The sequence below is a fragment of the Streptomyces sp. NBC_01381 genome (genome assembly GCF_026340305.1).
GTDB lineage: Bacteria > Actinomycetota > Actinomycetes > Streptomycetales > Streptomycetaceae > Streptomyces.
In genome coordinates this window covers 511,039-537,743 of sequence record NZ_JAPEPI010000002.1, presented here as the reverse complement: position 1 = coordinate 537,743, position 26,705 = coordinate 511,039, and the positions used below count along the sequence as shown (strand labels likewise).

Sequence of the window (26,705 nt, the reverse complement as noted above, 5' to 3'; positions counted from 1 at the left end):
GCCGCTCGTCATGAGCGGCGCCCCCATCGGCGTAACCGGAAGTCGTCAGGCCCCGTACTCGGCGATGTCCTTGACCACCGAGAAGCCCAGGCCGTACGCGCTCATGCCGCGGCCGTAGGCGCCCAGGTGGACGCCCTCCTCGGTGGACCCGGCGAGCACCCAGCCGAACTCGGACTCGCGGTAGTGGAACGAGGTCGGCGCCCCGTCCACCGGCAGCGAGAGCGTCGACCAGTCCTCGCCCTGCAGATCGTCCGCGAGCACCCAGGCCGTCTCGGTCTGCTGGTCCAGCCAGCGGTTGCGCAGATTGTGGTCCATCTGGCCCGGCCAGGTGACGGCGAGCAGCCCCACCCCGGCGAGCCAGGCTGCGGACGACACCGAGGTCGCCTCCAGCAGGCCCGTGCCGTCCTCACTACGCCGAACGGGGTTGGCCTCGACGGTCACCACGACCGCGAAGCGCTCCTTGTCGTTCGTTCCCAGCGGCCCCTCGCTGCGGACCGACGGCTCGTCGCCGTGGCCGATGGAGCCGTGCGCCACCTCGCCGTCCGCGGTGCCGACCTGCATCAGCCAGCGCTGCCCCGTGAAGGCCTCGTCGAGGCCGTACCAGGGGAAGGACGCCCGCAGATAGCCGTCGACCGTGTGCCGGGCGGAGGGCGCCGCTTGTGCGGCACCGTCCGCGGCCGGCGCCTGTGCGCCTTCGCGACTTGTCGTCTCCATGTACCCGGCCGCCTCCTCGTTCTCATCGGTCCGCAGGGCCCGCCCCCCTCGGGCGTCCTCAGCCGGACAACAAGGCAGGATAGCCACACCGGTTGCGGAAGTCGGGACACCGGTCGGCCGCATGGGTGTCTCACGGGGTGTGCCGCGGGGCGCACCGAGGGTGCGCAAGAGGAGGTCAGGTGGCGTCGGCGTCGAACGGCGGGCGCTCGACGGCCGGGGCCTGCTCGGACTTCTTCGTCATGTCGATCCGGCCACCCGGGGCCGCGTCCGACGATCCTTCTGAGCCGCTCGCGGACTCGCTCTCGCGCCCGTGCACGGCGTCCGTGACCTCGGCCATCTCTTTCTTGAGGTCGAAGCCGTTGCGGATTTCCTTCAGGCCGAGCTCGTCGTTGTCGAGCTGCTTGCGGATGAAGGTCTTCGGATTCAGGTCCTCGAACTCGAAGTCCTTGAATTCCGGGCCGAGTTCACTGCGTATATCAGCCTTCGCGCTGTCCGAGAATTCACGGATCTTACGGATGGTGCGCGAGGCGTCCTGAATCAGCTTGGGCAGCTTGTCCGGGCCGAAGACGAGCACGGCGAGGATGATCAGCGCCACTACCTCGAGCGGGCCAACGTCTGAGAACACCTTGAACTCCTTGCCATCCGGACCGGGTCCACGGTACCCGGCGTTCCTGTCCGGCCGGTAGCCGCTGGGCGAAAGGCGGGGATCAGCTGCCGCCCGCCGCGCCGAGCACGAGGGTCACTTTCCGGTCTTTTCCGTCGCGCTGGACGGTCAGTTCCAGGCTGTCCTTCGGACGGTGGGCGCGAATCTTGACGATCAGCTCGTCGCCGGAATGGATGCGCTGGCCGTCCACTTCGGTGATGACGTCGCCCGGTTCGATTCCGGCGCGGTCGCCCGGCCCGCCCTTGTTCACGGCGGGGCCGCCGTCCTTGCCCTTGGCGCCGACGCGGGCGCCGTCGCCCGTGTACTCCATGTCGAGCGTGACACCGATCACAGGGTGCGTGGCCTTGCCGGTGTTGATCAGCTCTTCGGCGACGCGCTTGCCCTGGTTGATGGGGATGGCGAAGCCGAGCCCGATGGAACCGGCCTGGCCGCCGCCGGGCGCCGAGCTGTCGTCGGCGGAGCGGATGGCGCTGTTGATGCCGATGACGCGGGCCTGGGCGTCGACCAGGGGGCCGCCGGAGTTGCCCGGGTTGATCGGGGCGTCGGTCTGCAGCGCGTCGACGTAGCTGATGTCGCTGCCGTCGCCCTTCTCGCCGCCCGCGGTGATCGGGCGCTCCTTGGCGCTGATGATGCCGGAGGTGACGGTGTTGGCGAGGTCGAAGGGGGCGCCGATGGCGACGACGGGGTCGCCCACCTGGACGCTCTCGGAGTTCCCGAGGGGCAGCGGCTTGAGTCCGCGTACGCCCGAAACCTTGACCACGGCCAGGTCGTACCCGGAGTCGCGCCCGATGACCTCGGCCTCCGCCGTCTCGCCGCCGCTGAACGTCACCGTTATCTCGCCGCCGGTGCCTGCGGGCTCGACGACGTGGTTGTTGGTGAGGATGTGGCCCTTGCCGTCGAGGACGAAGCCGGTGCCGGTGCCCTGTGCCTCGTCGCCGCTGACGTGCAGGGTCACGACGCCGGGCAGCGAGCTCGCGGCGATGCCGGCCACGCTGTCCTTGGCCCGCCCCTTGGCCTCCGCGTCCACTTGCGGCAGCTCGACCTCCGCGCCGCTGTTGCGCTCCAGATAGGCGCCGATGGCTCCGCCGATGCCGCCGGAGACGATGGCGATGACGGCGACGAAGACCAGGAGCGTGCGGTTCGCGCGCTTCCGCTTCTTGACCGGGTCGACGGGGACGGCGCCGCTCTGCTGAAGCGGCGCGTTCCAGGGGTCGTACGGCTGCCGGGGCGGGGCCGCTTGGGTCTGCGGGTCCGGGTGGGGCTGCGGAGCCGGGTGCGGCTGCTGGGCCTGGGCCTGGGCCACCGGCTGCTGCGGGGGCGTGGGGTGCGCGGTGCCGTGGGGCGGGGTGCCGCCGTGTACGGGGGCGGGGGCCTGGCCCTGGGTGCCGTGGGGCGGGGTCGCGCCTGGGGCGGCCGCCGGGAGCTGCGTGCCGTGGGCAGGGGTCGCCACCGGGTGCTGGAAGGGCGGGGCGGGGGCCCAGGGGCCGGGCTCGCCGTAGGGCGGCGTGCTGTACGGATCGGGGTCGTGCAGCGGGCGGGGGCGGTCCGCCGGGGCCGTGTCGACCGGGGCGGGGGCCGTGTCGGCCTGCGCCGGGGCCGGGATGGAGGCCGTCTCGGCGGGGGCGGCCGGGGCCGACGGGTTCGCTGCCGCCAGGGTGAAATCGCCCGAGGTGGCCGCCTGCGCCGCCGGTCCGGCGGCGGCTATCGCGTCGTCGGAGCCGCCCGGCTCACCCGTGGGCCCGGTGCCCGTGTCGCTCGGTCCGCCGTCGGGCGCGGACGCCGACGCCGGCCGGGGACGGCTCCACCACTTCGCCTTCGTGGGCTTGCCCTCGTCCATGCTCTCCCCACAACTGGCCTGCGTCGGACGCCGATTACGTGCTCAACTCCGCGCCCGCCACGAATCCTGGGCAGGCACGGCCCACCCAGGATTCAATCAGGTTCCCGCGCCGAAGCGCAGAGCACGTCAGCGGATCTGCGAAGTGCCCTGCAGTGTGCCCTCTATCGGCGAGGACGCGGAGGTGCGCGCCGGATCCGCCGACTGCCCCGGAGCCGCGGGCCCCGGGGTCGGCGGTGCGGCACCGGAAGCGACACCGGGAGACATGCCGCCCGGCGCGAGCGGAGCCGCCGGCCGTATCAGCGGGGACATGACCGCCGCGCCGGTGAAGAGCGGCCCCGTGGCCTGGACCGGCTCCGGTACGCGTGGCCCCCGTCCCTGCCCGCCGGGCAGCAGCGGTCCCGTCGCCTCCGTCGGCGCGACCGGCGCCGCGAGGACGCCAGGCCGCTGGCCCTGCACGGTGAGCGGGCCGCTGCCGCGGCGCCGCGAGGAGTCGGGAGCCGTGCCGACACCCGAGCCCTGCGAACGCAGCGGCGACGCGTTGCTGTTGCTGCTGCTTCCAGAGCCGCCCGCACGCGGGTCGCCGGGATCAGCGGGAATGCCCGTCGTGACGCCGCCCAGCGCTATCGCGGCCAGCGACACCGCGCCCGCTGCGGCGAACGCGAAGCGCCTGCCGCGCCACGGCGACCGCTCGGCCTCGTGCCGACTGACGTCATGGATGCGGAAACCGCGCCCCGCGCCCGGCAGCACCGTGGCATGGGCGCCCGACGGCACATAGCCGAAGCTCTCGCCCTTGACCCCGAAGACCCCGGCCGGGGGCAGCCCCGACTCGGTGTCCGTGGTGGCGAAGCCGCCGCCCGGCGCACGCGGGCCACCGGGCGGCTCGCTGCCTCCGCCGGGAAGCCCTTGGAGACGGGCGAGGAAACTCTCGGAGGGAGGCGGCGGCGCCACCTCCGCGAAAACACTCTTGAGCCGCCGCTGTGCGTCGGCCTCGGTCTTGCACTTCGGACAGGTCGCGAGATGAGCGAGAACCCGCTCACGCGCGTCATGGCCCAACTCTCCGTCCACCAGGGCGGCGAGTCGGTCCCCCAGATGCTGCTCGGCCTCGGCTAGATGCCGTTCGGCAGGATTCGACCGTGATCCACTCACGCGGTCGCGCCCCCTCCTCCCAGCGCCATGGCTCCGGCGAGCGAACGCCGCTCGGCGCGGGCTTCGGGCGACCGGTGCCGAAGGGCCTTGCGCAGCTGCGAACGGCCACGGTGGATACGGCTGCGGACCGTACCCAGCTTGACGCCCAGGGTCGCGGCGATCTCCTCGTACGAAAGACCTTCGATGTCGCACAGGACCACGGCCGCACGGAACTCGGGCGCGAGGGTGTCGAGCGCCTGCTGCACGTCCGCGTCGAAATGCGTGTCGTTGAAGACCTGCTGCGGCGACGGCTCACGGCTGGGAAGGCGCTCCGCCGCGTCGTCCCCGAGGGCGTCGAAGCGGATGCGCTGCTTGCGGCGCACCATGTCCAGGAAGAGGTTCGTGGTGATGCGGTGCAGCCAGCCCTCGAAGGTGCCGGGCGTGTACGTGGAGAGGGACCGGAAGACACGGACGAAGACCTCTTGCGTGAGGTCCTCGGCATCGTGCTGGTTGCCGGTCAGGCGGTACGCGAGGCGATAGACCCGTCCGCTGTGCGTGCTGACGATCTCCTCCCAGGTGGGCGGAGTCCACGCCTGCGAATCCGCTTCAGCGGCAAAGGTCGCGGTCTGAGCGGAGTGGGCGGTGTGGGTTCGGTCAGCGGTGTCGGTCACGGATTTCGGCTCACCCGCCAACCTGAGAAAGCGCCTCAGCGCTCCTCCCCGATCCGCGGACGCAGCCGCACCTCCCCTGTCGGCTCTGGTGGTGTCCAGTGGAGCCCCTACCATAACCACCTCGCCCGTTAGCTCCGGATAAGCGTTTTTACTGGAATTTGGTACGGGCTTCTCGCCAGGTGTCCTGCCTGGCCGAAGGGCCCGCGCCCAGTCTTGATCCATTCGTTACCCCCGCTGTCCTCACACCCTTACTAAACGCCCGGTCCCATCTGCGGGTTCCCACCCCCAACGGATACAGTCACGGCCAGGCATCCACGGGGACAGGAGAGGGCCATTACCGGCAACCGGCAGACGAGCTGGGCGTTCGCCGACGCCTTTGTCGCCGAGGACGAAGCTCTGCGCTGGGCCCGTGACCGGGCCCGGGAAGCAGGGCTGCCCTCGGTGTCGCCCGGTACCGGCGCCGCGCTGCGGATGCTCGCCGCCACCGCGGACGCGAAGGCCGTGGCCGAGATCGGGACGGGCACAGGGGTGTCCGGAATCCATCTCCTGCACGGCATGCGGCCCGACGGAGTGCTGACCACCGTCGACCCGGAGCCCGACCGCCAGCAGTTCGCACGGCAGGCCTTCCGCGCCGCCGGTTTCGCCGGCAACCGCGCGCGCTTCATCCCCGGACGCGCCCTGGACGTACTGCCGCGCCTCGCGGACGGCGGCTACGACCTCGTCTTCTGCGACGGCGACCGCACGGAGTACCTCGACTACCTCGCTGAATCGTTGCGCCTGTTGCGCCCCGGCGGCCTCGTCTGCTTCGAGGGCGCCTTCGCGGACGGCCGCACCGTGGACTCCGGGCCGCAGCCCGCCGAGGTCCTCCGCATCCGCGAGCTGTTGCGTGCCGTGCGGGAGAGTCAGGACCTGATGCCGTCGCTGCTGCCGGTGGGCGATGGGCTGCTCTGCGCCGTGAAGCGGTAGCTTCGGGGCGCCCGAACCCCGGATACAGCACCGCCCCGGCACCTTTACGATGCCGGGGCGGTGAAAAGTTTGGGCGCGCTTCCGCGTCAGCCGACGACCTTCTTCAGGGCGTCGCCGAGTGCATCGGCCTCGTCCGGAGTCAGTTCGACGACAAGTCGTCCGCCGCCTTCGAGCGGAACGCGCATGACGATGCCCCGCCCCTCCTTGGTCACCTCGAGCGGGCCGTCGCCCGTCCGCGGCTTCATGGCCGCCATGCTCGTTCCCCTTCCTGAAACCAGCTCATCGCAGCCGACAACCCAGGTGTCACCGGCATCGAACACATTGCTTCCAGGCCATTATCCCGCATGGCAGGACCCGATGACCAACATCGGTCTGCATCGCTTGCGCAACGCGCGCCCGCAAAACCACTCAATTCGGCGATGTGGCTGCGATACTTCGCCGCTTCATAGCCTTGCGAGGCCCGGAATTCTTTGACGCAGGTCACATATCTCCCCTCATGTCGGAGGTCGATGATCTCCGACATGCTGGGTGCGGACAAAGATGGCAAGGACAGGACCACCGGAGGGGATTCACCATGGCCGACACCGTGCTCTACGAGGTGAGCGACGGACTCGCGACGATCACGCTGAACCGCCCCGACGCGATGAACGCGATGAACACCGAGGCCAAGGTCGCCCTGCGGGAGGCGGCGCAATCGGCCGAGTCGGACCCCGCGGTGCGCGCCGTACTGCTCACCGCGACCGGGCGCGCCTTCTGCGTGGGGCAGGACCTGAAGGAGCACGTGGGTTCGCTGCTCGCCGACCGCGAGGCGGGCACCCGGCAGACGATGAGCACGGTGCGCGAGCACTACAACCCCATCCTGAAGGCGCTCACCGGGATGGCGAAGCCGGTCGTCGCGGGCGTCAACGGCGTCGCGGCCGGCGCCGGGCTCGGCTTCGCACTCGCCGCCGACTACCGGATCGTCGCGGACACCGCGCGCTTCAACACCTCCTTCGCCGGGGTCGCGCTGACCGCCGACTCGGGGGTCTCCTGGACGCTGCAGCGCCTGATCGGCCCGGGCAGGGCCGCCGACCTGCTGCTCTTCCCGCGCAACATCAGCGCGCAAGAGGCGTACGACCTGGGGATCGTCAACAAGGTCGTCCCCGCGGACGAGCTGGCGGCCGAGGCCCAGCAGCTGGCCCGCACGCTCGCCGAGGGCCCGACCCTCGCGTACGGCGCGCTCAAGGAGTCGCTCGCCTACGCGGCCGGGCACACCCTGGAGCAGGCCCTGGAGAAGGAGGACGAACTCCAGGCGAGGGCGGGCTCGTCCGAGGACCACGCGATCGCCGTGCAGGCCTTCCTGGACAAGGCCAAGCCCAAGTACCTGGGCCGGTGAGGCCTGCCTAGGGGACCCGTATCACGCAGTCCTCGAGGTGGTCGTTGACCAGGCCGCAGGCCTGCATCAGGGCGTACGCCGTGGTGGGGCCGACGAACCGGATGCCGCGCTTCTTCAGGGCCTTGGACAAGGCCGTGGACTCGGGCGTGATCGCCGGTACGTCGGCCAGCCTGCCCGGCGCCTTGCGGGAGGCCGGGGCCGGGGCGTGCGACCAGATGAGCTCGTCGAGCTCGCCATCGGCCCAGTCGGCGAGCACGCGCGCGTTGGCGAGCGTCGCGTCGACCTTGGCGCGGTTGCGGATGATGCCGGGGTCGGCGAGCAGCCGCTCGCGGTCGGCGTCCGTGAACCGTGCCACCTCGGCGATCTTGAAACCGGCGAAGGCCGCGCGGAACCCCTCGCGGCGGCGCAGGATCGTGATCCAGGACAGGCCCGACTGGAAGGCCTCCAGGCAGAGGCGTTCGTACAGCGCGTCGTCCCCGTGGACCGGGCGGCCCCACTCCTCGTCGTGGTACGCCACATAGTCCTCGGTCGAAAGCCCCCAGGGACAGCGCAGTCCGCCGTCCGGACCCGCCACCGCGTCGCCGCTCACTGGTCGTTCTCCTCCTCGGCCGCGTCCCGCACCGGCTCCGTGTCCGGGGCGTCCGTCTTGAACAGGCCGGGGCCGCCCACAGCGGCGGCCTGTGCGCCGGCCAGGGCCGCCTCGAGCTCCGCGATGTGGGCGTCCCGCTCGGCCAGTTCGGCGCCGAGACGGCCGAGCGCGTCGTCCACGTCCGCCATGCGGTAGCCCCGCACGGTCAGCGGGAAGCGCACCGCCTCGACGTCCGCGCGGCGCAGGGCGCGGTCCCGGGGCAGCGGATCGGTGAACCGCTCGGGCGACACGTCGGGCAGCGCGGGGCGATCGCCGCCGCCCACCACCGCGAGCGTCACCGCGCCGACCACCACCACAAGGGCGATGACCAGGAACAAGAACAAGACCATCTCTTCGGGCCCCCACGCTCGACTGCCCATGCAGCAACTCGGTGCTGAATCTGTCAGGGTCCGATCGTGCCATGCGGCTGTGACAGTTAAGGTCGCAGGCGGCCGAGCAGCGGGCGGCTGACGGCACCGACAGAGGAGGTTCACAGGGGATGCTCAGGCTTGGCAGGCGTGTATTCGACGCGCACGAGCCGGTGATCATGGCGATCGTGAACCGGACCCCTGACTCCTTCTACGACCAGGGCGCCACGTTCCGCGACGAGCCCGCGCTCGCCCGCGTGGAGCAGGCGGTGTCAGAGGGTGCTGCCATCATCGACATCGGCGGGGTCAAGGCCGGTCCGGGCGAGGAAGTCACGGCCGAGGAGGAGGCGCGGCGGACGGTCGGTTTCGTCGCCGACGTACGCAAGCGCTTCCCCGACGTCGTCATCAGCGTCGACACCTGGCGGCACGAGGTGGGCGAGGCGGTCTGCGAGGCCGGGGCGGATCTCCTGAACGACGCCTGGGGCGGCGTCGATCCGAAGCTCGCGGAGGTCGCCGCGCGGTACGGGGTGGGGCTCGTGTGCACGCACGCGGGCGGTGCCGAGCCGCGTACCCGGCCGCACCGGATCGCGTACGAGGACGTGATGGCCGACATCCTCGACGTCACCGTCGGTCTTGCCGAGCGCGCCGTGGAGCTCGGTGTCCCGCGCGAGTCCGTGATGATCGACCCCGGGCACGACTTCGGGAAGAACACCCGGCATTCGCTGGAGGCGACCCGGCGGCTCGGCGAGATGGTGGAGACGGGGTGGCCGGTGCTCGTCTCCCTCTCCAACAAGGACTTTGTCGGCGAGACGCTGGACCGGCCGGTGAAGGAACGGGTCATCGGGACGCTGGCGACGACCGCGGTCTCTGCGTGGCTGGGGGCGCAGGTGTACCGGGTGCACGAGGTCGCGGAGACGCGGCAGGTGCTTGACATGGTGGCGACGATCGCGGGGCACCGGGACCCGGCCGTCGCCCGGCGCGGACTGGCGTGACACCGGGCGGTCGCGTGGGCGGGCGGGAGAGACCCGCCCGCCCGGCAGGGCCTAGCGGCCGACCTCCTTGGTGACCAGGGCCACCGCCTCGTCCACGTCGTCCGTGATGTGGAACAGGTGCAGATCGTGCTCCGACGCCTTGCCGCCCGCCACCACCGTGTTGCGCAGCCAGTCGACGAGGCCGCCCCAGTACTCCGAGCCGAACAGGACGATGGGGAAGCGGGTCACCTTGCGGGTCTGGACGAGGGTGAGCGCCTCGAAGAGCTCGTCCAGGGTGCCGAGTCCGCCGGGCAGCACCACGAAGCCCTGGGCGTACTTCACGAACATGGTCTTGCGTACGAAGAAGTAGCGGAAGTTGACGCCGATGTCGACGTGGTCGTTGAGCCCCTGCTCGAAGGGCAGCTCGATGCCGAGGCCGACGGAGATGCCCTTGGCCTCGCGCGCGCCCCGGTTCGCGGCCTCCATCGCGCCGGGGCCGCCGCCGGTGATCACCGCGAAGCCCGCGTCGACCAGCGCCTTGCCGATGCGGACGCCCGCCTCGTACTCGGGCGAACCGTGCGGCGTACGCGCCGAGCCGAAGACGCTGATGGCGCTGGGGAGTTCGGCGAGCGCGCCGAAGCCTTCCACGAACTCCGACTGGATGCGCATGACCCGCCAGGGGTCGGTGTGCACCCACTCCGAGTCGCCCTCGGTGTCGAGCAGCCGCTGGTCGGTGGTGCCGGGAGTGATCTGTTCACGCCGCCGCACCACGGGCCCCAGGTACTGCTCCTCCGGCGGCCCCTGCGCTTCTGGATTACCCATGAACATCCCCTTCCGCTGCGGTCACGCTCACTTGCCGCTTCAGCGTAGGTCTCTGGGCGTTACAAACGACGCATCCTTGCGGGAACTCACGATGTCAGCCAGGCGGTGAGCCGCTTCTCCGCCTCCGGGATCAGCGCGGCCTCGACCCGCTCGTCGACCTTGTGGGCGAGCAGCGGTGCGCCGGGACCGTAGTTCACCGCGGGCACGCCGAGCGCGCTGAAGCGGGAGACGTCCGTCCAGCCGAACTTGGGCCGCGGAGTGCCGCCGACCGCCGCCACGAAGGCCGCCGCCGCGGGGTGGTTGAGGCCGGGCCGTGCACCGCCGGTGTGGTCGTCGACGATGAACTCGGCGATGTCGCAGTCGGCGAAGTAGTCGCGTACGAAGGCGAGCGCCTCGTCCTCGGTGCGGTCGGGCGCGTAGCGGAAGTTGACGACGACGGTGCACTCGTCGGGGATGACGTTGGTGGCGCCGCCGCCCTCGATCCGCACGGCGTTGAGCCCCTCGTGGAACTGGAGCCCGTCGACCATCGGCTTGCGCGGTTCGTACGCGGCCAGCTTGTCGAGGATCGGCGCGACCTTGTGGATCGCGTTGGAGCCCATCCACGCGCGTGCGGAGTGCGCGCGCTCGCCCTTCGTCTTCAGGAACACCCGCAGCGTGCCCTGGCAGCCGCCCTCGACCTGGCAGTCCGTCGGCTCCAGGAGGACCGCGAAGTCGCCCGCGAGCCAGTCGGGGTGGGCATCGGCGACATGGCCGAGGCCGTTGAGGTGGGCGGCGACCTCTTCGTTGTCGTAGAAGACGAAGGTCAGGTCGCGGTTGGGCTCGGTGACCGTCTGCGCGATGCGCAGCTGCACCGCGACGCCCGACTTCATGTCGCAGGTGCCGCAGCCCCACAGGATTCCGTGCTCGTCCAGGCGGGACGGCACGTTGTCCGCGATCGGCACGGTGTCGATGTGCCCGGCGAGGATCACGCGCTCGCCGCGGCCCAGGTTCGTGCGGGCCACGATGTTGTTGCCGTGCCGGTCGACGGTGAGGTGCGGCAGACCCCGCAGCGCGGTCTCGATGGCGTCCGCGAGCGCCTTCTCCTCGCCGCTGGGCGACGGGAAGTCGACGAGCCTGGCGGTGAGCTCGGCGGCGTCGAGCGTGAGGTCGAGCGGGGGCTGATGCGAGGTCTGAGCCATGGCTTCGACCCTAACGCCCCTCGGCGCGCCGCCTTGTCGGTGGCCTCCAGTACCTTGGTCGCGTGCCTGAGCCCCCCACCCTCGTCCGGCGCGGCCGCCTCCTCCGTACCGGGGCGGCCGTCGCGGTCCTGCTCGCCCTCGTCGGCTATGTGGTGGTGCAGTACGTTTCCGGGGGCAGAGCCGCGCCACGCTGCGAGGTCGTCTCGGGCAACGGGGACGGGGCGTCGTACGAGTTCTCGGCCGAGCAGGCGGAGAACGCCGCGACGGTCGCCGCCGTGGGCACGTCGCGCGGCATGCCCGAGCGCGCGGTGACGATCGCCCTCGCGACCGCCCTGCAGGAGTCCGGTCTGCGCAACATCACCCATGGCGACAGGGACTCGCTCGGTCTCTTCCAGCAGCGGCCTTCGCAGGGCTGGGGCAACGAGGAACAGATCATGGACCCGGCGTACTCGGCCGCGCGTTTCTACGCCCATCTCGACAAGGTCCCCGGCTACTCCCGCCTCCCTCTGACGGTCGCCGCCCAGCGCGTGCAGCGCAGCGGCTATCCCCAGGCGTACGCGAAGCACGAGCCGGACGCGGCGCTGCTTGCCGCCGCGCTGACCGGCCGCGCCCCCGCCACGCTCAGCTGCGAGGGCCGGAAGCCCGCGGCGCCGGGCGATCCGGCTCAGGTGCGGGCCGCGCTCGTGCGCGACTTCGGCCGCGATGTGGCGCCCGAGGGTGACGGCCGCGCGGTGACCGTGCCGGTGTCCGCGACGGCGGGGACCACCGAAGGCGGCGCCGGACAGCGGGGCTGGGAGCTGGCGCACTGGGCGGTGGCCCAGGCGTCCGCGCTCGGCATCGAGAAGGTGTCGTACGCGGGCCGGGAGTGGCGTGTCGGGGATTCCGGCAAGGAATGGCACAAGCCCGGCAAGGCGGGCGCGGACGAGTCGGGCACGGACGCCGGGAACGGCGCGGGCGAGGTCCGAATCGTCACTGGGCAGTAGTACGGCGCATCACCCGATCGGACCACGCTGATCACTCACGGGCGACGCACCGTCCAGGTTTTCGCGCACCGCCCGCCACATCCGCCAAACCCCTTGCGAACACAGGGCATTGACGATTCAGCAGACTCGCGCGAGGCGAGACCTTTGCCCGATTTTATCCGAGCCGATTATGCGATGCATTGCCAACTCTTTACATTCGGCCACCGCAACCTTCGCGGGCTTCGAGCGGTATTCACTGCGTCCGAACGCCGGGCCCCATCCGGCCGGACACACCCACGTTCTCTCCCGTCTGAAGGAGCATCATGTCCCTCCCCCTGACCCGCCGGATCGCCCGCGCCGCGCTGCTCATCGCAGCGGGGGCGGCTCCCGTGGTCGGTGCGGCCGGCTCCGCAAGCGCCGCCGAACTCCCCGCCACCCCCGACCTCGGCGGCGTCAGCGCCCTCGACGGTGCCGGCCTGGGCAGCACCGTCGACGGCGCGGCACAGAAGGTCACCGGTCTCGCGGGCGAGACCGGCAACAAGGCCGTGAAGAAGTCCGCGACCACGGGCAAGGCCGTCGGCAAGGGCGCCAAGACCGTCGGCAAGGGCGCCAAGACGACCACCCCCGCGGCGCAGAAGACCGCTGGCGGCGTCGCGGGCAGCGCGGGCAAGCTGCTCGGCGAGACCGCGAACACGGCCACCGAGGGTGGTCTGCCCACCGACCGCCTGGCCGGCGGCCTGCCGACGGACTCGGTCGCCAAGGGCAGCCTGCCCACCGACCGGCTCCCGGTCAAGGACCTGCCGATCGGCTGACCGCCGCGCACCGACACGGGGAGGGCCCCGGAGCCGATGGCTCCGGGGCCCTCCCCGTGCGCGCTCAGGCCAGTCGCTCGACCGCCGTGGCCACCCGCTCGTCGGTCGCGGTCAGCGCCACACGGACGAAGCGGTCGCCCGCGGGGCCGTAGAAGTCGCCGGGCGCGACGAGGATGCCGAGCTCCGCGAGGTGGCCCACCGTGTCCCAGCAGGACTCGTCGCGGGTCGCCCAGAGGTAGAGGCTCGCCTCGCTGTGCTCGATGCGGAAGCCGTGCTTCAGGAGGGCGTCGCGCAGGGCGGTGCGGCGGGCGGCGTACCGCTCGCGCTGCTCGCGCACGTGCTGGTCGTCGCCGAGCGCCGCGACGACGGCGGCCTGCGTCGGCGCGGACGTCATCATGCCGCCGTGCTTGCGGATCTGGAGGAGTTCGCCGAGGACGCCCTCGTCACCGGCGATGAACGCCGCGCGGTAGCCCGCCAGGTTCGACCGCTTGGAGAGCGAGTGGACGGCGACGATGCCCTCGTACGAGCCACCGCACACGTCCGGGTGGAGCACCGAGACCGGCTCCGCGTCCCAGCCGAGTTCCAGGTAGCACTCGTCGCTGAAGAGCAGGACGCCGTGCTCACGCGCCCAGGCGACCGTGCGGGTCAGCTCGTCCTTGGACAGGACGCGACCGGTGGGATTCGAGGGCGAGTTGAGCCACAGGAGCTTCAGGTTCGTGGGGTCGAGCTCCATCGGGTCGTCGTACGCGACGTAGTCGGCGCGCGCGAGACGGGCACCCACCTCGTACGTCGGGTAGGCGAGCCGCGGGTAGGCGACGACGTCCCCCGGGCCGAGGCCCAGCTGGGTCGGCAGCCAGGCCACCAGTTCCTTGGAGCCGACGACCGGCAGCACGTTCCGGTGCGTGATGCCGCGTGCCCCCAGGCGCCGCTCGCACCAGCCGGTGATCGCGTCGCGCAGCTCGGGCGTGCCCCACACCGTCGGATAGCCCGGCGAGTCCGCGGCCGCGATCAGCGCTTTCTGGATCAGCTCGGGCACCGGGTCGACCGGCGTGCCCACCGACAGGTCGACGATTCCGCCGGCGTGCGCGGCGGCCGTGGCCTTGTAGGGCTCGAGCTTGTCCCAGGGGAAGGCGGGAAGGCGGCCAGAGAGACCAGAGACTCCAGAGACTGCGGACACGTGCTGACTCCCGTAATGCGTGGGCGGACAAATGCCTCGGTCCCGTACGGCAGGATGTGCCGTACGGGACCGGGGCGGCGCTTCAAGCAGCCGTTACTGGTTCTGCGGCGGCAATGCGGCGATGAAGGTGTGGTCGCGCTCGATCAGGCCGAGCTTGCTGGCACCACCGGGCGAGCCGAGCTCGTCGAAGAACTCGACGTTCGCCTTGTAGTAGTCCTTCCACTCTTCCGGAGTGTCGTCCTCGTAGAAGATCGCCTCGACCGGGCAGACCGGTTCGCAGGCTCCGCAGTCGACGCATTCGTCCGGGTGGATGTACAAGGACCGGGAGCCCTCGTAAATGCAGTCGACCGGGCACTCCTCGATGCACGCCTTGTCCTTGACGTCGACACAAGGCTGCGCGATGACGTAGGTCACGCTGTCGTTCCTCCTCGATACGGGCGTTGGCGGGCCGTCCTCAGGCTCCGCTCGCCTGGCGCGCGGGAGCGCGGCGTCGTCGATGCCCACCTCTAGTATCTCCGTTCCCGAGCATGATCCGAACAGGAGGGGCGTACAGAGCTGTGGAATTCACTGCGGGCGGACGGCTTGAGGTGCGGATTACCCCTGCTGACGTGGGCAGAAGGGTTTCCGTGCGGCAGTTGAACGCAGGGGCCGAGACGGGCGGTAAGTTCACCGACACGGTGGGTGTTCTCACATCGTGGAACGAGGGTGTGGTACTGATCACACGCCGCGACGGCCAGCGTGTCCGCATCGTGGAAAGCTCCCTTGTCGCGGGCAAGGTCGTACCCCCGGCTCCGGCCCGCAGGCGTGGTCCCGCAGCCTCCTACGCGGAGTTGGCCCGGGTGTCCGCGCGCGCCTGGCAGCCGGTCGAGAGCGAGATGCTCGGCGAGTGGGAGCTGCGGGCGGCGGCCGGCTTCACCCGTCGGGCCAACTCCGTGCTGCCGCTCGGCGACCCCGGCCTGCCGCTCGACGAGGCACTCGATCACGTACGCCGCTGGTACGCGGAGCGGGAGCTGCCCTCGTACATCCAGACCGCGACCGGGGCCGATGGCACCCAGGAGCTGCTCAGCGCGGAACTCGAAGAGCGGGGCTGGCAGCGCGAGGCGAGCGCGCAGCTGCACATCGGCGCCCTCGCACCGCTCGGCGATCTGGAGGCGGAAGTGGAACGGGTGCGGCTCTCGCGCTCCTACGACGACGCGTGGCTGCGCCGCTACAAGCGATTCGGGGTGCCGGGACCTCATGTGCTCAAGGTGCTGGCGAGCGGCCCCTCGGTGTGGTTCGCTTCCGTGCCCGGGGCCTCTCCCGACGCGGGTCCCGCGGCGATCGGCCGGTGCGTGGTGGACGGGCGCTGGGCGGGGTTCATGGCGGTCGAGGTCGATCCGGCGCACCGGCGCCAGGGGCTCGCGACCGCGGTGATGGCCGCGCTGTCCCGGCAGGCGCTCACCGAGGGCGCTTCGGCGGCCTGGCTGCAGGTCGAGGACGACAACGAGGGTGCGCGGGCGCTGTACGGCGGTCTTGGCTTCGCGGCGCACCACACGTACCACCACTATCGATACCCGTCGGCTCGGTAGGTTCCCGCCGGGGCCGGCTCGGTAAGTAAGGCACGAGGCACGCATGCACGAGGAGTCAAGGACGTCCGCGACGCGGCGGAGGTTCGCCGAGGAGGCCAGGTCCGAGCGGCCCGACCTGTCCCTGTTGTGCCTCCTGGTGAGTGCGGAGGCCGATCCGGAACTCGGCGACGACGGCATCGACGCCGCGCAGATCGAGCTGGACGACCTCGCCGGGCAGCTGCCCTACCGGCCCGGCGGCGCCCGGGAGTGGGCGGCCGCGCTTGCCGAACTCCTCGGCGCGCGCTGCGGGTTCCTGGGGACGCCCGCCGACTACCAGCGCCTGGAGTCCTCCCTCCTGCACGAGGTGCTTCGGCGCCGCCGCGGCCTGCCGATCCTCCTCTCGGTGGTGTGGATCGAGGTCGCGCGCCGGGCGGGCGCGCCCGTCTACGGCGTCGCGCTGCCCGGCCACTTCGTCGTCGGCTTCGGGCCGCGCGAGGAGCAGGTGCTGACCGACCCGTTCGCGGGCGGGCGGCTGCTGAGCGGCTCGGACGCGGAGCTGCTCGTCGCCGGTTCGTCGGGCGGCACGATGAACCCCTCGATGCTCAGACCCGCCGACCCGCTCAACATCGTCCTGCGCATCCTCAACAACATCCGCGCCTGGGCGGCGGCCCGCCCCGAGCGCACGGACGTCGCACTGTGGGCGGTCGAGCTCTCCCTCCTGCTGCCCGCACACCCGGCGCGACTGCGCTACGAACGGGCCCAGCTCCTCGTCCAGCGGGGCGACTTCCTCGGCGGCGCGGCGGAGCTTGAGACGTACGCCGATGTGGTGACGGCGGTGGAGCCGACCACGGCGGACCGGGTGCGGGACCAGGCGCGGGCGGCTCGCGCGATGCTCAACTGACGGGCGCGGAGGGCCATTTGGTGCCCTTTGCGGTGCGGGCGTACCGCCCCGGCGCGATGCCCACCACCCGCTTGAAGTGCCGGGTGAGATGCGATTGGTCGTAGAAGCCGGCGGCGGTCGCCACCTCGCCCGGGGGCCGGCCCGCCAGGAGGAGACTGCGGGCGCGGTCGACGCGGCGGGACATCACGTACTGGTGCGGTGCGATGCCGAAGGCCCCGCTGAAGGCCCGTACGAGATGGGTGGGGTGGGCGTGCACCAGGCGTGCGGCCTCGGCCAGGGTGATGCCGTCGAGCAGCCGCTCGTCGAGGAGTTCGCGGAGGTTCTGGGCGACGCCCCGCCCTGGCGGGCCGGTCGTGCCCGTGGTGAGCCTGGGGCGCAGATGGCCGCGCAGCCGCTCGGCGATCAGGGCGAGGCGGCTCTCGGCCTCCAGCTCGTCGCCGCGGCGCGCGAGGGCCGCGTGCAGCTGCCCCACGCGTCGGCGCAGGACGGGGTCCACCAGGTCGGGGCCGTCCACCGCCGGGCCGATGAAGCTCGCGTCGAGCTGCGTCATGTCCAGGTAGAGCACGCGCTTGCGGAAGCCGTCGGGGGTGGCGGGCGAGCCGTTGTGCGGGACCTGCGGAGGGAGCAGCGAGACGGTGTCGCCCGGCGTGCCGTGCTCATGGCGCTCCAGGTCGTAGCGGACCGCTCCGTCGTCCACGATCAGCAGGGTCCACGCGTCGTGGACGTGCATCGGGTACGTGTGCTCGGTGAAGTGGGCGTGGAAGACCTCCACGATGCCCGCGACCGGCGGGCGCCATGCGGAGATCTCCTGCCGGGCCACCATGCAAGGAACGTACAAGACGTGCGAGCGGGCCACTCGGCAGTCTCGAAGCATGAGAAACATCCCTGAGACCAGCGCTGATACAGACACCGCCGGGGCCGCCGCCGACACGGCGCCCGTCCGCTTCGACACGAAGATCGCCGTGCTGCTCCGCGACGACCTGGAGCCCTGGCAGCGCCTGAACGTGACCGCGTTCCTGGTCAGCGGGCTCGGTACGGCGGCGCCCGAGGTGATCGGCGAGCCGTACGAGGACGCCGACGGCACCCCCTACCTGCCGATGTTCCGCCAGCCCGTTCTTGTCTTCGAGGGGACGAAGGAGACGCTGACCGCCGCGCACGGTCGTGCGCTGTCCCGCTCGCTGCCCAGGGCCGTCTTCACGTCGGACCTGTTCGGCACCGGCAACGACCGGGACAACCGGGCGGCGGTGCGGGCCGTGCCGAAGGACCAGCTCGATCTGGTCGGGCTCCTGGTGTACGGGGCGCGGGGTGGCGTGGACAAGGTCCTGAAGGGGGCCCGGATGCACCCCTGAGCGGAGATCGGAGCGCTAGCGATCGGCCCGGCCGGGCACCAGGCACGTATGCACCCCCGATCCCCGGAGCGGCGACGCCTCTTCGCCGATCAGGCACGGTCCGCGCGGCCCGATCTCGCGCGTCTTTGCCTGCTGATCGGCGCGGAGGCGGACGCGGAGCTCGACGACGCCGGCATGGACGCGGCCTGCCGGAAGCTGGACCGGCTCGCGGAGCTGCTGCCCGGGCCGCCCTGCGACCCCCTGCTGTGGGCCATGGAGCTCGCCGAACTCCTCGGCGGGCGCTGCGGGTTCAAGGGCAGGCCCGGCGACTACCAGCGCCTGGAGTCCGCGCTCCTGCACGAGGTCCTGCGGCGCGGCCGAGGCCTCCCCATCCTCCTCTCGGTGGTGTGGATCGAGGTCGCGCGCCGGGCGGGCGCGCCCGTCCACGGGGTCGCGCTGCCGGGCCACTTCGTCGTCGGCTTCGGCGCGGGCGACCAGCGGGTGCTCGCCAACCCGTTCGACGGGGGCCGGGTCCTGACGCGGTCGGACGTGGAGCTGCTGGTGGTGGGGGCCACGGGCGCGCCGCCCCAGCCGGCGATGCTGAGCCCTGCGGAGCCGCTCAACATCGTCCTGCGCATCCTCAACAACATCCGCGCCTGGGCGGCGGCCCGCCCCGAGCGCACGGACGTCGCGCTGTGGGCGGTCGAGCTCTGCCTCCTGCTGCCGTCGCCGCAGCACCGTCTGCACTACGAACGGGCCCGGCTCCTCGTCCAGCGCGGCGAGTTCCGCACCGGCGCCGCGGAGATCGAGACGTACGCCGACGAGGTGGCCGCCACCGACCGGGCCACCGCCGACGCGCTGCGCAGGGAGGCCCGGGCGGCACGGGCGATGCTGAACTGAGGCCGGTTCGGCGCTCTCAGAGCCAGCCCTTGTCGCGGGCGATACGCACCACATCGGCGCGTTGATCCTGGACCGCCGGTCGCGGCCGCCACCGGCCAAACCGCCGCCGACACAATGCACCCGGAGGCCACGGCGGCGCGGGGCCCGGGTCCCTCAGAGCCAGCCCTTCTCGCGGGCTACGCGCACCGCATCCGCGCGGTTGCGGGCCGTCAGTTTTTGGATGGACGTCGAGAGGTAGTTGCGGACCGTGCCCGGGGAGAGGTGCAGGGCCGTGGCCAGTTCGGCGTTGGTGGAGCCGTCGGCCGCCGCGCGAAGGACCTCGCGCTCGCGGTCCGTCAGCGGGTTCGCGCCTCCGGCGAGCGCGGCCGCGGCGAGTGTGGGGTCGATGACCCGCTCCCCCGCGAGGACCTTGCGGACCGCTTCGGCGAGCTGGGCCGCCGGCGCGTCCTTGACCAGGAAGGCGTCGGCGCCCGCCTCCATCGCGCTGCGGAGATAGCCGGGGCGGCCGAAGGTCGTGAGGACGACGATCTTCAACTCCGGGAGTTCCGCGTGCAGTTCGGCGGCCGCCTCGATTCCGGTGCGGCCCGGCATCTCGATGTCGAGCAGCGCCACGTCCACCGCGTGGGCGCGCGCCGCGGCCAGCACCTCGTCGCCGCGGGCCACCTGGGCGACCACGTCGATGTCCGGTTCCAGGCCGAGCAGCGCGGCGAGCGCCTCGCGGACCATCGACTGGTCCTCGGCGAGCAGCACTCTGATGTCCGTGCCGCCGCCCTGGGTCTCTTTTTCGCTGTTCGCGCCGCTCATGTGGAAGATCCTAGAGCCGAGGCCTCGCGGTCCCCGGCCGCTCCCCGGCCCCGCGGCACCCGGGCCTCGAGCCGGAAGCCGCGGCGCCCGGCGGGACTCGTCTCGAGCACACCGCCGACCGCCTCCAGGCGTTCCGCGAGGCCCGTCAGACCGTTGCCCGGCGCGGCACCCGAGCCGCCCCCGCCGTCGTCCTCCACGGACAGCTCGACGATCGGCCCGTCGAGGGTCTGCCGCGAGGTGAACGCCACCGTGCAGCGCCGCGCCCCGCTGTGCCGCACGACGTTCGTCACCGCCTCGCGCAGGGCCCAGGCGAGCGCCGCCTCCCCTTCCTCGCCCGGCAGTTCGGCGGGCGGATCGAGCGGGACATCGGCCTCGACACCGGCGGCGGCCAGCGCCGTGCGGGCGCCCGCCAGTTCCCCGGCGAGGGTGCGCCTGCGGTAGCCGGAGACCGCCTCGCGGACGTCCACCAACGCCTGGCGGCTGACCTGCTCGATGTCGGCCACCTGCTGCGCCGCCTTGTCGGGGTGGTCCGGGAGCATCCGCCCGGCAAGCTCGCTCTTCAGCGTGATCAGGGAGAGGGAGTGGCCGAGCAGGTCGTGCAGATCGCGGGCGAGCCGCAACCGCTCCTCGTTGGCGGCCAGTTGGGCGACGGTCGCCCTCGCCTGCCGCAACTGGACCGTCGTACGGACCAACTGCCGCACCCCGGTCATCGCGAAGCCGACCAGGAGGGTCAGCACGGCGAGGCTGCCAAGGAGGTCCCCGAGGCTGTCGGTGCGCAGGCCGACCGCCACCATCACGCCGGTGACGGCCGGGATGACCCACATCGCCTGCCCCATCGGCAGCACCGCCCCGGCGGACACGGCGACGTACACAAAAAGCCCGAGCCAGGCCGTCCCGAACGCGAACGAGAGGACCACGGCGAGCGCGAGGAGCGCCGCGAGCGACCAGCGCACCACACGCCAGTCGAAGACCTTGGCGGTGTACCGGAACACCACGGACAGATAGCAGGCCACGAAGGCGGCCAGGCCGAGCCAGCCGAGCGCGGTGGCGACGCCGCTCCGTTCGCTCTCCACCAGGTCCCGCACCGGACTGGCGAGGAAGACCAGCCAGATGCCGATCCACAGCGCCTTCGTCAGCAGCTGGCGGCGGTCCCGCACCGGCTGTCCGAAGCTGTGCAGGGGATGGTCCCGCTCGGTGCCGTCGGTGTCGTTCACGCCTTCAGGGTGTCCTTCCGGTACAGCCATGCCGCGCCGCCCGCAAAGAGGACGAAGTACCCGGCGAGGAGCGCAATGTCCTTCGCGTGCGGGGCGTCGCCCAGTTCGATGGCCTGTCCGAGGGCAGCGTATGCGTGGGTCGGCAGCCAGGACGCGATGTCGCGCAGCCACTGCGGGAAGGTGGTCGTGGGCATCCACAGGCCGCCGAGCACGGAGAGACCGAAGTACACGATCATCGTGATCGGGCGGACCGCGTCGCCGGTCGCGAGATAGCCGATGGCCACCCCGAGCGCCGCGAAGCAGAGGCTGCCCGCCCAGATCGCCCCGGTCAGCGCGAGCCACTGCCAGGCGTCGAGGCGGACGTCCTTGACGGCGGCCGCGACCGCGAACACCACGAGGATCGACGGCAGGCTGACCACCGCCGCGCTCGCCGTCTTCGCCAGGACATAGCCGCGCCCCGGCAGGCTGGTCAGGCGCAACTGCCGCACCCAGCCGCTCTCGCGCTCCTTGGCGATGCGCTCGCTGTTGCCCATCAGGACGGCGGTCAGCGCCCCGAACGACGCCATCGAGACCATCATGAAGGCGGGCACGCCCAGACCCGTGCCGCCGACCTTGTCGGTGGCGTCCTGGCCGCCCGCGATGAGCAGGAAGAGCAGCGCGGGATAGAGCACCGAGAAGAACAGGAATTTCTTGTTGCGCAGGGCGCGGATGATCTCCAGCTTGATCAGCATGCCTTGGCCTCCTCGGCCTCGGTGATCGCCACGAAGGCCTGCTCCAGGCCGAGGCCCGTGACCTCCAGGTTCCGGGGGTACAGAGCCAGCCCGTAGAGCGCGTGCACGGTGGCGTCGGCGTCCGTCGTCCGGAGCCGGACGGTGTGACCTGACACGTCGGCGGCGGTCACGGAGGGCAGCGCGCGCAGCTCGCGGGCGCCGGCCTCGTCGATGGTCTCCAGATCGAAGGAGACCTTGCGGGCCCCGGCCCTCGCCTTGATCTCGGCGGCGGTGCCGTCCGCGACGAGCCGCCCCCGGTGCAGCACGAGGACGCGGTCCGCGATCGCGTCGGCCTCCTCCAGGTAGTGCGTGGCGAACAGGACGGCGCGGCCCTGGTCCGCCTGCTCGCGCATGGTGGCCCAGAAGGCCTGGCGGACGGTGACGTCCATGCCGGTGGTCGGCTCGTCGAGGACGATCAGGTCACTGGCTCCCGCAGTCGCGAGCGCGAAGCGGACGCGCTGTTCCTGACCGCCGGAGAGCTTGTCGACCTTGCGGTCGGCGAGCTGGGTGACGCCCGCGCGGGCGAGCACGTCGTTCACGCGGTGTGGCCTCGGGTGCAGCTCGCAGGCGAGCCGCACCAGTTCGCGGACCGTGACCTCGCCCATCAGGCCGCCGCTCTGCAGCATCGCGCCGACCCGCCCGGCGGTGATCGCCTCGCGCGGACTCCCGCCGAAGACCCGCACGGTGCCGCTGTCCGGCTGCCGCAGGCCGAGCAGCAGGTCGAGGGTGGAGGACTTGCCGGCCCCGTTGGGCCCGAGGAGCGCGACGGTCTCGCCGGGGGAAAGGTCGAGCGTGAGACCGTCCACGGCACGGACGTCCCCGTAGTTCTTGGTCACGCGGTCAAAGCTCACTGCTGTCATGCGTTCCATCGTCGCCAGGGGCGACGCACGGCGGCAGTGTCGTGTGTTGCGGGTCCGGGATGACAGATGTCATACGAAACCGGGGCGCCCCCTCAGGGACGCCCCGGCTGTTCCGACGAAGCGCTCAGCTCGCGTTCGTCTCGATCACACCGATCCGCTCGGCGGGCGTCTTGCCGATCAGCGCCTGGTTCATCGCGTTGGCGACGTCCTGCGGCTGGACCGGCGTCTTGTCGCCGTTGCCGCGCTGGATCAGTACGCCGTCGAAGACGTTGCCGTAGAGCTTCTTGAGCTCGACGAGGTCGTAGTGCGGCTGCAGCGTGCCGTTCTTCAGGACCTGCGTCTGCAGGACCTTCGGGAGCGACTTCGCCGGACCGAACGGGATCGACTTCGTGCCCGCCTTGATCGTGACATTGGCGGACATCGCGGGCTCGGCGAACCGGGTCATGAACTTGTCGACCTCGGCGTTCGACACCGTCGGCTTGCGCGTGGTGACGGGCAGCTCGACGGTGCCGGCGCTGCCGGTCTCGACCTGCTTCTTGTACGCCTCGGACACCGCCGTGGTCGCGGCGTCGACGTCGATGCCCTTGCCCTCCTTGCCGTACACCGGCACGGCCTTGCCGGGCACGAACTTGACCGAGCCCTCCTTGGCCGAGCCGGACGCGCCCGCGGCGCGCTCCAGGGCGGCCGCCAGCTTCTCCTCGTCGACGGGCATCTCGGCCTCGGCGACGCGCTCGCCGCCGAAGAGCGAGCCGATCACCGACACGGGGTTGTAGTCGCTGCCCGCGGCGTTGCGGACCGTGGCCTGGCTGTCCACCGTCAGGCCCGACTGCTCCGGCTCCAGCGTGACCTCTTCGCCGCCGACCGACAGCTTCAGGGGCTTGATGACGTCCTTGCCGATCGCCGCGTCGAGCTTCTTGACGGCCTCGTCACGGGTGCCGCCGCCGATGTCGACGCCGAGCACGGTGGTGCCCTTCGGCACGTCGGCGTGGTTCATCAGCAGTCCGGCGCCGTACGCCCCACAGGCCACGACGACCACGCCGACGCCCACCAGGACGAGCTTGTTGCGCCCCTTCTTCTTGGGGGCGGACGTCGCGGCCGGCACGTTCGGCTGCACCGGCTCGGGGAGCTTCGGCGGCGTGTGCGGCACGGGCGCTTCGGGGTGCGGGCCCGTGGCGAACGGCGAGTTCTGGGCCGGCGGTACGACGGGGATGCCGCTGGTGAGCGTGTCGCCCGAGACATTGGCTCCGGGCGCGGGCGCGGTGGGGCCGCCCGGGATGGAGACGGGGCCGCCCTGGCCTGCGGCGGGGGGACGCGGGGCGCCGCCGGGGCCCGTGACGGGGCCCGCCTTCTGGGGCGTGAGGATGGCGGTGTCGTCGCTCATGCCGGTGCCCGTGCCCGCGCCCGGACGGGCGCCGGGGGCCGCCGGGTTGGGGCGAGCTGCCGGGTTCGACGGGGGCGTCGGGCGTGCGGAGGGCGTCATCGGCCCTTCGCCGGTCACCGGGCCGCTCGTCGGTCCCGCGGGCCCGCGCCCGCCGTCGCCCGCGGCGCCTCCGGTGAAGTACGGCAGATCCCCGCGCTGCCGGTCGCCGTTCTGCGGGGCGCCCGAGCCGAGGGGGCCCGACGCCACGGCGCCGGACACGTCGAAGGCTCCCGTACCGGAGCCGTTGCCGCCCGAACCGGCGGGCGCGGAGCCGTTGTTGCCTCCGGAGCCGCTGCCGGGGGAACCGGCACCCGGGCCGCTCGCGCTGCCGCCCGCGCCACCGCTCGTCGCGCCGCTGCTCGTCGCGCCGCCGCTCTTGCGCGGCGCGAACCAGTCGCTCGTCTTCTCCTCCGGCTGCGCGGGGGCGGATCCACCCGCGGCGGGCGCGGAGCCCCCGGCGCCCTGCCCGCCCACGGGGCCGCCTGGAGCGGGCACGGAAGCAGAGGCGCCCGCGCCGTTTCCGGCGGCGGAGCCGTCCCTCGCCCTGCCCGCGTCCTCCGGGCGCCCGGGAGCCACGTCGCCGTCGCCGACGGGCGTACGCATGACGACCGGCGGGATGGGGCGCGAGCCGGGGATGTTGATCCGGATGCGCGTGGTCAGCGTGGTCTCGGTCTTGGGTTCGTCGGGCCGTTCGTCGGCGGCCTGCCGCTGCGCGCCGTCCACGGCGCCGTCCGACGCGGGGGAGCCGTACGGCGGCGTCCCCGAGGGGTAAGCGGCTCCACCGCGCCCCTGGGGCCCGGAGGACGAACTGTCAGTTTCACGACTCAAGGCAGGTTCTCCCGGTTGGCTCCGCCGCCCGTCTCGTCCTAACGCGGGCGGCTCGGCGGCGCGCACCACCATACTGGCCGCCGTCGGCAGTCATCCTGTGACCGCCGTCAATCCCGTACGGGGCACGGGCTGAAGTGGTACGTCACTTGCCAAGTCGGGCGGCGGGCCCGCCTGGTTGCGACCGCTGGCCGAGGGTGGCACACATCACAGCGACCGCCATTCCGCCGAGCAGGAAGGCGTACGAGCCGACTCCCGCGCCGAAGAGGAAGTCGCCTTCGGGGCGGGCGGCCGTGAGCAGCATGACGGCGACGAGCCAGCCCGCCGCCGGCGCCACCGCCCCGGCTCTGGTGCCGGTCGCGCGCGACCCTCCGTAGAACAGCCCCGCGGCTCCGAGCAGCGCGAGCAGCAACCCGCCCGGGATCCAGCCCCCTTGGACGAGTGCCCCTGCGGCGCCGATCACCGCGCCGAGCACGAAGAAAAGGACATAGGCCGCGATCCGCCCGGCGTTGACCGGCTGGGCGACGGCCGAGGCGGAGGCCGAACCGGAACCTTTCGGGCCGCCGACGGACGAGGACGCTCGGGAACGAGTACTCACAGCGCCGTCACTCCTTCGAGCCCCGCGAACAGATCCGTCTCACGCTCGCCGACCATGGCACCGGCCTCTCCTCGCACCAACTCGTAGTACTCCACGTCGAAGATCGGCTGCGCGAGCCCGTTCGAGAGGACGAACAGCGGCCCCTGCACCTCGATCTGGGTGGCGTGCGCGCGCATCGCCGCCGCCTTCGCCTGCCGGAACGCGGTCCCGTCGATCTCCGTCGTGATCCGCTCGTCGTCCGTCACACCCGGCACGTCGGCGACCACGGCGGCGTCCGTGAACGGCGAGTGCCGCAGGGCGTCCGCCATCCACCGGAACCGCTCTTCGACGGCCGAGCGGGGCGCACGGTTCCAGTAGATCTTGTCGATGGTGTGCGGTTCGCCGAGATCCGAGCGGAAGGCCGCCTCGCCCGCGAGGCCGGCCGCGCGCATCGCGACGCGGTGCGCCTGGATGTGGTCGGGGTGGCCGTACCCCCCGTCCGGGTCGTACGTCACAAGCACCTGCGGACGCACCTCGCGGATCACCTCGACGAGGTGCGCGGCGGCGGCGTCGAGATCGGCGGACCAGAAGGCGCCGGGGCGGTGGTTCTGCTCGACGCCCATCATCCCGGAGTCGCGGTAGCGCCCGGTGCCGCCGAGGAAGCGGTGGTCGGTGACGCCCACTTCCTTCATCGCGGCGGCCAGTTCCCCGATGCGCTGCGCGCCGAGGCTGTCCTCGCGGTCGGGCGCCAGGTGGGCGAGCTCGGGCGGGATGACCTCACCCTCCTCGCCGAGCGTGCAGGTCACCAACGTGACATGGGCGCCTTCGGCCGCGTACTTGGCCATGGTCGCGCCGTTGTTGATCGACTCGTCGTCGGGGTGCGCGTGCACGAGCAGCAGACGCCGGGCGGGCAGTTCCGTCATGGGACCACCCTACGAGCACCCCGACAGCAGGTCAGAACTTGATGTCGCCGATCATCCCCGCCACGTTCGTCGTCAGCTCGTTGATGGTCGGGGCGACGGACGAGCTCGCCAGGTAGAAGCCGAGCAGCGTGCAGACGACAGCGTGCCCCGCCTTCAGTCCTGACTTCTTGACCAGCAAGAAGACAATGATCGCCAGCAGCACCACCGCCGAAATCGAGAGTGCCACGGCGGCTCACCTCCAAGTCCAAGACCCTGCACCAGTGCGGACGCCAGCAGGTTCATACCCACTAAGCGCTACGGATCATAACTATCCGTGGGTCCGCATGACTCGGAGCACGGCAGCACAAGGGGGCGCATGCCCCATAG

Annotated in this window: 30 protein-coding genes; 9 read left to right on the top strand and 21 right to left on the bottom strand. The window is 71.9% G+C overall.

The features are described 5' to 3' along the window. Positions 1-45 precede the first annotated feature (45 nt). The 5 genes from OG453_RS24230 to sigE all read right to left on the bottom strand — a co-directional run bounded on the left by OG453_RS24230 (position 46) and on the right by sigE (position 5,125). Positions 46-714, bottom strand: coding sequence for a hypothetical protein (locus OG453_RS24230; protein ID WP_266870562.1), 669 nt, complete (start codon positions 712-714; stop codon positions 46-48). A 175-nt stretch (positions 715-889) separates the two neighbouring features. Continuing rightward, positions 890-1,339 (bottom strand): sec-independent translocase, encoded by a 450-nt coding sequence (locus OG453_RS24225; RefSeq protein WP_266870561.1) that lies wholly within the window; start codon positions 1,337-1,339, stop codon positions 890-892. 82 nt (positions 1,340-1,421) lie between these two features. Continuing rightward, positions 1,422-3,215 carry a S1C family serine protease gene (locus OG453_RS24220; protein WP_266870560.1) on the bottom strand — a complete coding sequence of 598 codons (1,794 nt, stop codon included), beginning with the start codon at positions 3,213-3,215 and terminating at the stop codon, positions 1,422-1,424. A gap of 126 nt (positions 3,216-3,341) precedes the next feature. Further along, positions 3,342-4,268, bottom strand: coding sequence for an anti-sigma factor (locus tag OG453_RS24215; protein ID WP_266873111.1), 927 nt, complete (start codon positions 4,266-4,268; stop codon positions 3,342-3,344). Between the two features lie 89 nt (positions 4,269-4,357). Further along, complete coding sequence (gene sigE / locus OG453_RS24210) at positions 4,358-5,125, bottom strand: RNA polymerase sigma factor SigE (RefSeq protein WP_266870559.1); 768 nt, start codon at positions 5,123-5,125, stop codon at positions 4,358-4,360. 153 nt (positions 5,126-5,278) lie between these two features. Between sigE and OG453_RS24205 the strand changes: the two genes are divergently transcribed. Then, positions 5,279-5,977, top strand: coding sequence for an O-methyltransferase (locus tag OG453_RS24205; protein WP_323178711.1), 699 nt, complete (start codon positions 5,279-5,281; stop codon positions 5,975-5,977). Between the two features lie 86 nt (positions 5,978-6,063). On the opposite strand, the gene OG453_RS24200 is transcribed toward OG453_RS24205, so the two are convergent. Beyond that, positions 6,064-6,231 carry a DUF3117 domain-containing protein gene (locus OG453_RS24200; protein ID WP_003966491.1) on the bottom strand — a complete coding sequence of 56 codons (168 nt, stop codon included), beginning with the start codon at positions 6,229-6,231 and terminating at the stop codon, positions 6,064-6,066. 320 nt (positions 6,232-6,551) lie between these two features. Between OG453_RS24200 and OG453_RS24195 the strand changes: the two genes are divergently transcribed. Further along, a complete protein-coding gene (locus OG453_RS24195) occupies positions 6,552-7,352 on the top strand; it encodes an enoyl-CoA hydratase/isomerase family protein (protein ID WP_266870558.1) in 801 nt (266 codons plus the stop codon). A 7-nt stretch (positions 7,353-7,359) separates the two neighbouring features. Here OG453_RS24195 and OG453_RS24190 read toward each other — a convergent pair whose 3' ends face one another. Both OG453_RS24190 and OG453_RS24185 read right to left on the bottom strand, forming a co-directional pair. Further along, a complete protein-coding gene (locus tag OG453_RS24190) occupies positions 7,360-7,941 on the bottom strand; it encodes a DNA-3-methyladenine glycosylase I (protein ID WP_323178663.1) in 582 nt (193 codons plus the stop codon). Continuing rightward, positions 7,938-8,330, bottom strand: coding sequence for a DivIVA domain-containing protein (locus OG453_RS24185; protein WP_266870557.1), 393 nt, complete (start codon positions 8,328-8,330; stop codon positions 7,938-7,940). The genes OG453_RS24190 and OG453_RS24185 overlap by 4 nt, the downstream gene beginning before the upstream one ends. 149 nt (positions 8,331-8,479) lie before the next feature. On the opposite strand from OG453_RS24185, the gene folP reads away from it, so the two are divergent. Then, positions 8,480-9,340, top strand: coding sequence for a dihydropteroate synthase (gene folP, locus OG453_RS24180; RefSeq protein WP_266870556.1), 861 nt, complete (start codon positions 8,480-8,482; stop codon positions 9,338-9,340). 51 nt (positions 9,341-9,391) lie between these two features. Here folP and OG453_RS24175 read toward each other — a convergent pair whose 3' ends face one another. Both OG453_RS24175 and dapE read right to left on the bottom strand, forming a co-directional pair. After that, on the bottom strand, positions 9,392-10,141 hold the full coding sequence (locus tag OG453_RS24175) for a TIGR00730 family Rossman fold protein (RefSeq protein WP_266870555.1): 750 nt from the start codon (positions 10,139-10,141) through the stop codon (positions 9,392-9,394). An 86-nt stretch (positions 10,142-10,227) separates the two neighbouring features. Continuing rightward, a complete protein-coding gene (gene dapE, locus OG453_RS24170; RefSeq protein ID WP_266870554.1) occupies positions 10,228-11,319 on the bottom strand; it encodes a succinyl-diaminopimelate desuccinylase in 1,092 nt (363 codons plus the stop codon). Between the two features lie 62 nt (positions 11,320-11,381). On the opposite strand from dapE, the gene OG453_RS24165 reads away from it, so the two are divergent. Next, positions 11,382-12,302 carry a heavy metal transporter gene (locus tag OG453_RS24165; RefSeq protein ID WP_266870553.1) on the top strand — a complete coding sequence of 307 codons (921 nt, stop codon included), beginning with the start codon at positions 11,382-11,384 and terminating at the stop codon, positions 12,300-12,302. A gap of 302 nt (positions 12,303-12,604) precedes the next feature. Continuing rightward, complete coding sequence (locus OG453_RS24160; protein WP_266870552.1) at positions 12,605-13,093, top strand: ATP-binding protein; 489 nt, start codon at positions 12,605-12,607, stop codon at positions 13,091-13,093. A 64-nt stretch (positions 13,094-13,157) separates the two neighbouring features. Here the strand turns inward: OG453_RS24160 and OG453_RS24155 are convergent, their stop codons facing one another. Both OG453_RS24155 and fdxA read right to left on the bottom strand, forming a co-directional pair. Then, positions 13,158-14,270 carry a bifunctional succinyldiaminopimelate transaminase/glutamate-prephenate aminotransferase gene (locus tag OG453_RS24155; RefSeq protein WP_266870551.1) on the bottom strand — a complete coding sequence of 371 codons (1,113 nt, stop codon included), beginning with the start codon at positions 14,268-14,270 and terminating at the stop codon, positions 13,158-13,160. A gap of 93 nt (positions 14,271-14,363) precedes the next feature. Then, complete coding sequence (fdxA, locus tag OG453_RS24150; RefSeq protein ID WP_266870550.1) at positions 14,364-14,684, bottom strand: ferredoxin; 321 nt, start codon at positions 14,682-14,684, stop codon at positions 14,364-14,366. Between the two features lie 143 nt (positions 14,685-14,827). Here fdxA and OG453_RS24145 point away from each other — a divergent pair, with 143 nt between their 5' ends. Continuing rightward, positions 14,828-15,838: a GNAT family N-acetyltransferase gene (locus OG453_RS24145; protein WP_266870549.1), complete on the top strand. Its 1,011-nt coding sequence runs from the start codon at positions 14,828-14,830 to the stop codon at positions 15,836-15,838. A 43-nt stretch (positions 15,839-15,881) separates the two neighbouring features. Continuing rightward, positions 15,882-16,718 (top strand): transglutaminase-like domain-containing protein, encoded by an 837-nt coding sequence (locus OG453_RS24140; protein ID WP_266870548.1) that lies wholly within the window; start codon positions 15,882-15,884, stop codon positions 16,716-16,718. Here OG453_RS24140 and OG453_RS24135 read toward each other — a convergent pair. Continuing rightward, entirely contained in the window at positions 16,711-17,541 is an 831-nt protein-coding gene (locus OG453_RS24135; protein WP_266870547.1) for an AraC family transcriptional regulator, read from the bottom strand. The genes OG453_RS24140 and OG453_RS24135 overlap by 8 nt on opposite strands. A 49-nt stretch (positions 17,542-17,590) precedes the next feature. On the opposite strand from OG453_RS24135, the gene OG453_RS24130 reads away from it, so the two are divergent. After that, the gene (locus tag OG453_RS24130) at positions 17,591-18,067 is read left to right on the top strand and encodes a DUF2000 domain-containing protein (protein ID WP_266870545.1); all 477 of its coding nucleotides are present in this window, start codon (positions 17,591-17,593) and stop codon (positions 18,065-18,067) included. Between the two features lie 48 nt (positions 18,068-18,115). Further along, positions 18,116-18,946: a transglutaminase-like domain-containing protein gene (locus OG453_RS24125; protein WP_266870544.1), complete on the top strand. Its 831-nt coding sequence runs from the start codon at positions 18,116-18,118 to the stop codon at positions 18,944-18,946. A gap of 153 nt (positions 18,947-19,099) precedes the next feature. Here OG453_RS24125 and OG453_RS24120 read toward each other — a convergent pair whose 3' ends face one another. The 8 genes from OG453_RS24120 to OG453_RS24085 form a co-directional block, all read right to left on the bottom strand. Next, positions 19,100-19,750, bottom strand: a complete 651-nt coding sequence (locus OG453_RS24120) for a response regulator transcription factor (RefSeq protein ID WP_266870543.1) — start codon at positions 19,748-19,750, stop codon at positions 19,100-19,102. Then, on the bottom strand, positions 19,747-20,964 hold the full coding sequence (locus OG453_RS24115; protein WP_266870542.1) for a histidine kinase: 1,218 nt from the start codon (positions 20,962-20,964) through the stop codon (positions 19,747-19,749). The genes OG453_RS24120 and OG453_RS24115 overlap by 4 nt, the downstream gene beginning before the upstream one ends. Next, complete coding sequence (locus tag OG453_RS24110; RefSeq protein WP_266870541.1) at positions 20,961-21,695, bottom strand: ABC transporter permease; 735 nt, start codon at positions 21,693-21,695, stop codon at positions 20,961-20,963. Before OG453_RS24110 ends, OG453_RS24115 begins: the two co-directional genes overlap by 4 nt. After that, positions 21,689-22,603, bottom strand: a complete 915-nt coding sequence (locus OG453_RS24105; RefSeq protein WP_266870540.1) for an ABC transporter ATP-binding protein — start codon at positions 22,601-22,603, stop codon at positions 21,689-21,691. The genes OG453_RS24110 and OG453_RS24105 overlap by 7 nt, the downstream gene beginning before the upstream one ends. A 115-nt stretch (positions 22,604-22,718) precedes the next feature. Then, the gene (locus OG453_RS24100) at positions 22,719-24,842 is read right to left on the bottom strand and encodes a hypothetical protein (RefSeq protein WP_266870539.1); all 2,124 of its coding nucleotides are present in this window, start codon (positions 24,840-24,842) and stop codon (positions 22,719-22,721) included. 142 nt (positions 24,843-24,984) lie between these two features. Beyond that, a complete protein-coding gene (locus OG453_RS24095) occupies positions 24,985-25,437 on the bottom strand; it encodes a DUF6113 family protein (protein WP_266870537.1) in 453 nt (150 codons plus the stop codon). Then, positions 25,434-26,339: an N-acetyl-1-D-myo-inositol-2-amino-2-deoxy-alpha-D-glucopyranoside deacetylase gene (gene mshB, locus OG453_RS24090; RefSeq protein WP_266870536.1), complete on the bottom strand. Its 906-nt coding sequence runs from the start codon at positions 26,337-26,339 to the stop codon at positions 25,434-25,436. Before mshB ends, OG453_RS24095 begins: the two co-directional genes overlap by 4 nt. Positions 26,340-26,370: 31 nt before the next feature. Further along, positions 26,371-26,565 carry a hypothetical protein gene (locus OG453_RS24085; RefSeq protein WP_055569071.1) on the bottom strand — a complete coding sequence of 65 codons (195 nt, stop codon included), beginning with the start codon at positions 26,563-26,565 and terminating at the stop codon, positions 26,371-26,373. Positions 26,566-26,705: the final 140 nt, after the last annotated feature.